At 81.2% G+C, this 522-nt stretch carries 1 pseudogene; it reads right to left on the bottom strand.

The window, feature by feature from the left end:
- Positions 1–522: pseudogene (locus EEJ42_RS51205) on the bottom strand (hypothetical protein); the annotation flags it as partial.

The following is a 522-nucleotide window of genomic DNA, read 5'->3' as shown; positions in this document are numbered from 1 at the left end:
GGCCCGGCGCGGGCTCCGACTGCTGACCGGGCGGGGTGAAGAGGCGCGAGGACCCCTGGGGGCGGGGGCTCGCCGACGAGGGCCGGGCGCCCGCGGACGGAGGACGGGGAGCCGCCGACGTCGGCGCCGCGTCGTCGGCGTCCGATGCGGGCGGCGCGAACCACGGCGAGCGGGGGGCGCCCTGCTGGTCCGGTCCGGACCGCTGCGGCGGCACCAGGCCGGGCCCGGACTGACGGGCCTTCTGGGCGTCCTGGGCGGCCGGTCCGTCCGCCGGCGCCCTGTCCCGCGCGGACGGCCTGGACGGCAGGGGCGGCGGTCCGTTGCGGGACTCCTCCGGTGCGTCCTTGCCGACCGGGCCGGGACGGCCGGTCCCGTTGGTGCCGTTTCCGCTGGTGCCGTTCCCGTTCCCGTTCCCGTTTCCGCCAGGGCCGTCGGTCCCGGCAGGCGCCCGGCGCGGCAGCCGCCGCGGCAGCGCGGAGTCCGCGCCCGTTCCGGCGGCGTCGGAGCGCTCGGCGCGCTCCG

The organism is Streptomyces botrytidirepellens, from assembly GCF_003721215.1.
Taxonomy (GTDB): domain Bacteria; phylum Actinomycetota; class Actinomycetes; order Streptomycetales; family Streptomycetaceae; genus Streptomyces; species Streptomyces himastatinicus.
Note: the sequence above shows the minus strand (reverse complement) of the source record. Positions and strands in the feature narration are given on the sequence as shown.